General features: G+C 59.8%; 1 protein-coding gene. It reads right to left on the bottom strand.

The annotated features are described in order from the left end of the window. On the bottom strand, positions 1-228 hold a 228-nt coding region (locus tag A3736_RS08555), incomplete at its 3' end, for an AMP-binding protein (protein ID WP_156502053.1). Positions 229-246 lie beyond the last annotated feature (18 nt).

The raw sequence follows: 246 nt of genomic DNA on the forward strand, positions 1-246 counted from the left end.
ATAGTTTCCAATGGCAGCCGCCAGTATGATGTCGGCGGCCTCGATGGAGTTCTTCTCCAGCGTAGCAATCCGGTCACCCGGTTGAAGGCCGCACTCCGCAAGAGCATTTGCGAGCTTCACGCCGCGCAACCAGGCTTCCGAGAAAGTCAACCGCCTGTGGCCGTGAACGAGAGCCTCTTGCTGGGCGAAATAACGTGCGGCGCGACGTATTTGCGTACGGACGTCCATCAGCCGCGCTCCTCTAAG

Source organism: Erythrobacter sp. HI0063 (assembly GCF_001635685.1).
GTDB lineage: Bacteria > Pseudomonadota > Alphaproteobacteria > Sphingomonadales > Sphingomonadaceae > Qipengyuania.